Origin of the sequence: Pusillimonas sp. (assembly GCF_035515275.1) — a bacterium.
Taxonomy (GTDB): Bacteria; Pseudomonadota; Gammaproteobacteria; order Burkholderiales; family Burkholderiaceae_B; genus Pusillimonas.
In genome coordinates this window covers 1-4,270 of sequence record NZ_DATJBQ010000016.1, presented here as the reverse complement: position 1 = coordinate 4,270, position 4,270 = coordinate 1, and the positions used below count along the sequence as shown (strand labels likewise).

4 protein-coding genes are annotated in these 4,270 nt (G+C 59.8%); 1 reads left to right on the top strand and 3 read right to left on the bottom strand.

The window, feature by feature from the left end; genetic code table 11:
* Nucleotides 1-952 (top strand): DMT family transporter (locus VL003_RS00940; protein WP_325438663.1); only part of this gene is annotated, 952 nt, incomplete at its 5' end.
* Between the two features lie 20 nt (nucleotides 953-972).
* Here VL003_RS00940 and VL003_RS00935 read toward each other — a convergent pair.
* The 3 genes from VL003_RS00935 to VL003_RS00925 form a co-directional block, all read right to left on the bottom strand.
* The gene (locus VL003_RS00935) at nucleotides 973-2,004 is read right to left on the bottom strand and encodes an alcohol dehydrogenase catalytic domain-containing protein (protein ID WP_325438661.1); all 1,032 of its coding nucleotides are present in this window, start codon (nucleotides 2,002-2,004) and stop codon (nucleotides 973-975) included.
* 12 nt (nucleotides 2,005-2,016) lie between these two features.
* Nucleotides 2,017-3,567, bottom strand: coding sequence for a sugar ABC transporter ATP-binding protein (locus tag VL003_RS00930; protein ID WP_325438659.1), 1,551 nt, complete (start codon nucleotides 3,565-3,567; stop codon nucleotides 2,017-2,019).
* The coding region (locus VL003_RS00925; RefSeq protein WP_325438657.1) for a substrate-binding domain-containing protein at nucleotides 3,552-4,270 on the bottom strand (719 nt) is incomplete at its 5' end. The genes VL003_RS00930 and VL003_RS00925, both read right to left, overlap by 16 nt.

Genomic DNA, 4,270 nt, shown 5'->3' with positions numbered 1-4,270 from the left:
GAGGGACATGCAGCAAAGAAAGGGAATCGACGGCCTGGCCTTCGGCATGCTGGTCGTGCTTTGCATGACCTGGGCTTTTCAGCAAATTGCCATCAAGGCCGCTGCCGTTGACGTGGCGCCCATCTGGCAGATCTCGATACGCTCGGGCCTTGCCGCCGTACTTGTCGCACTGTTAATGGTCTTGCGGAACCAGCCTTTCGGCCTTAAAGACGGCAACTGGCGCCCGGGCCTGATGGTGGGCGCGCTGTTCGGGCTCGAGTTTCTGCTGCTTGGAGAAGGCCTGCGCTACACCACTGCCTCGCACATGACGGTGTTTGTGTACACCGCTCCTTTCTTTGCGGCCGTGGGGCTGCACTGGCGGCTACCCGAAGAGAAGCTGGCCCCCATGCAATGGGTCGGCATTTTGATCGCCTTCATTGGTATTGTTGTGGCCTTTATCGGCCGTGACGCCGCCCTGGCTACGCCGCAGGCTTCCAACATGTTGCTGGGCGACTTTCTTGGCCTGCTGGCCGGCGCCGCCTGGGGCGCCACAACCGTGGTCATTCGCTGCACCAGCCTTTCTTCCGCCCCCGCCACCCAAACCTTGCTGTATCAGTTGATCGGCGCTTTTATACTGCTGCTTGCCGCTGCTGTCATTTCCGGCCAGACGGGGTTTCGACCCACGGCGCTGGCAGTGGGCAGCGTGGCATTTCAAACCATCGTGGTGGCTTTTATAAGCCTGCTTGCCTGGTTCTGGCTGATACGCAACTACCTGGCGTCGCGCGTCGGCGTGTTCTCGTTCATGACACCCATGTTCGGCATTGTGTTTGGCGTATGGCTGCTGGACGAGCCGCTGGACCCCAGCTTTGTGTTGGGTGCAGTAATGGTGGGCGCCGGCATTATTCTGGTTAGCGGCCATGCGTGGATGCGGCAGCTGCTTCAACGAAGCAGCCTGCCGCGCGCCAACCCTTAAGGCGCGCCCGCACTGTAGCCTTATTCGTCAAGGTTCAGCAGAATTTTTCCGGCGACCTTTCCGCTTTCCAGCATTTCGTGGGCTTCGCTGATGCGCGACAAGGGCAATTTTTCGCCGATCAAGGGCGACAAGCTGCCTTTGTTCAAGAACGAGACCGCAGCTTTGGCCCCCGACATGGTGCCCAGACTGTAGCCCATTATGGTCAGTTGCTTGATGATCATGATGACGGCGTCGGTCTTGAGCGTCTGGCCGGTAGTCAGGCCTGCGTTGACGATTCGGGCGCCCGCACTGGCAAGCAGCATCGAGCGCTCCCAGGTGGCCGCCCCGGTATGTTCGACAACGACGGTTGCCCCGACGCCGTCGGTCGCCTCCAGAACTTCGTTGACGATGTCGTCGTTGTAGTGATCCAGCACCAGCCCCGAGGTACGCTTTTTTAGAATGTCGAGCTTATGCGGGTGACCAGCGGTGGTAATTATTCTTGCATTGACCAGCTTTGCGATATCGACCGCCGCACTACCCACCCCACTGGTGCCCGCCCAGATGAATACAGTGTCTTCCGGCGTGATCTTGGCTCGGTTAATAAGCATTTCCCAAGCCGTTATATACGTATTGGCAAAACAAGCGGCCGCATCCGCGCTAACCGAGTCATCAAGCCGTATCGCCTGGCCCTCGGCCACTTTTGCATATTGGGCGTACGAGCCGTTGGCAATATCGACGTTCATGCAAAACTGGGGACGCTGGCCCCGGCAGGCATGGCAATGCCCGCAAGCAAATTGCGGGTTTGCCACAATCCGGTCTCCCACGGCAAATTCAGTGACATTTTTTCCGACCTCTACCACCTCGCCCGAAAAATCCACGCCGAGCACGGCGGGCAGTTCGATTTGAAACGTATCGTCAGACAGGCCTTTTCGTATCCAGACGTCGCGGTGGTTTGCAGACGTGCGCACCTGCCTTATCAACAGATCGTTGGCGCCTGGAACCGGCTCGGGCACGTCGTTTTCAACCGTAAAAACCTCGGGCCCGCCATGTTTGTAAATTCTTGCTGCACGCATTTGCTGTTGCTCCTAAATGGGGGTTTCTTGTGTCAAGTAACAAGCGGCGTAAACTCGATCGACCATGTCCGATCCTCCGGAAAGCTCAGCCGCAATGGTTCCTTCGCGCACGACCAGCACGCGGTCCGCACAACCCGCCACTTCGTCAGTGTCGGATGACACATAGAACACGGCGGTGCCTTGTGCAGCCACCTTGCGTATCAGGGCGACCAGATCGCGCCGGGTCATCTCATCAACACCCTCGGTCGGTTCGTGCAACAGCAGAACCTTGGGGTGGTCTTCAAGTACCCGCGCCAGCAATACTTTTTGTTGATTGCCCCCGCTCAGCGTGGCGATGGGCGCGTCGGGCTCCGACGCCTTGATCTGGAACGCGCCGCAGATTTTCCGCGCCCAGGCCCACTCGCGGCGCTTGGAAAGCATGCGCCCCAAGGTATGGCAGGAACGAACCAGCGGCGACAGGTTCTCGCGAACCGTGGCCTGAAGCAGAATCCCCTGGGAAAGCCGCTCTGCCGGAACCAGCCCGATGCCATAGCGGCGACTTTCGTGTGTACCTTTGCACCGCACCCGTCTTCCCGACACGCTGACCTGTGCACTACCCGAATGCGGCACACCGGCAATCAAGTAGGGAACTTCCTCGTGCCCGGCACCGGGCGCCCCGGTGAGGCCGACCACCTCGCCCGCACTGATCGTGATCTCGTCGGCGAAGTAAAAGCGGTCTCCGTGCAGATGGGAGACGCTTAAAACCGGTTCGGCGGTAGAGCGAGCCGAAGACAAGCAGGCGCTCGCCTGTTTGCCGGACTCTACCCGACGGCCGCTGGCCAACTGCAGCAGTTCCTGTTCGGTGGTTTCAGCCACATTCACGACACCTGCCACGCGTCCGTTCATCAGCACCGTCGCCCGATCGGCGGCGCGCAGAACCTCGTTCATATGGTGCGTCACAATCAGTACCCCGCCCCCCTGGCGCGCCACCAGGCCGGCGGTCGCCAGCACCTTTTCTGCATCACGGCCCCGCAGCCGTGCCGTGGCTTCGTCAAGAACCAGCAGATCGAGCGAACCGCGACGCGTTGCATGTTTCAACGCGCGAGCAATCGCCACTATCGCCTGATTCGCCGGAGAAAGGTCTCGCACCATCTGCATGCAGGAAAAGCCCGCATCCAAAGACTCGAGTATGGGTTCGACCACGCGGCGCTCGGCCGCCCAGTCGATACGACCGAAGCGGGTGGCCTGGTACTCGGCCATGCAGCAATTTTCAAGCACGGTCGCGTCATTGCAAAGGCCCAGGTCCTGATGCACCACGCCCACCTGCGCCGCCTGACCATCGCGACCGTTGACCATGACGGTGCCGTGATCGGCCGCCAGTACATGGCTGATGATCTTGACCAGGGTCGACTTTCCCGACCCGTTATGCCCGAGCAAGGCATGCACCTCGCCTCGCATGACGGTCATTGAAACGTCCTGCAAGGCAAGGGTGCGGCCAAACCGTTTGCCCAGATGTTGCACCTCGAGTACTGCCGACGCAGGCACAAACGATGAAGCCGCGGCATCCATTATTTCAGGCCCCACAATTTGAGATAGCCCTCTTGGTAATCATCGCCGAATAGCGCCAGCGACAAACTTCTGGACGAAGTCGTGTCGACGTCTTTAAGATCGGCCGTGCCCACATACCGAATGGGTGCGACCGGATGGGCCGGCTCCATGCCAAGCATGCCGCGCATTGCCTGATCCACCACCGACCAACCTATCCAGTCGTGATCCTCGGCTGTGTTGACTGCGTAGATGTCGCCCCTTTTTACCAATGCCTGAGCGGCGGGAGTGCCGTTGAACGACGCGATGTGCACACGACCGGCCGCGCCTGCCTGCTGAATGCCGGCCGCGGCAAAGATGCCCATGTCGCTGTAGATGGGCAGCAGATAATTGACTTGCGGATGGCTGCGCACAATGGTTGCAGCCAGCCCGGTCAGCGCGGTCGACCACTGCTCTAACGGGGTATCAGTAACTTGCACGATCGAGCAACCCGAGCACTTTGCCAAGGTGTCCTTCATTCCTTTGACAATGGTGGGCGAGGCCGACACTTCCGAGGTGTCCATAATGACGACCTGCGCGTTGCCGTTCGTATTCACAATCGCTGCGGCGGCCGACAACTGCCCCGCAAGATACGCATCCGGAGCCACATTGCCAAAGGTATTCGGGTCTGAACCTTGCCCGGGAACCCCCACCATCGGCGGCGAATTAATGGCTTCTACCGTAGGTATGCCTTTGTCTTTCG

Coding starts and splice junctions, on each gene's coding strand:
- VL003_RS00935 (WP_325438661.1), bottom strand. CDS start 2,004: ATGCGTGCAGCAAGAATTTACAAACATGGCGGGCCCGAGGTTTTTACG.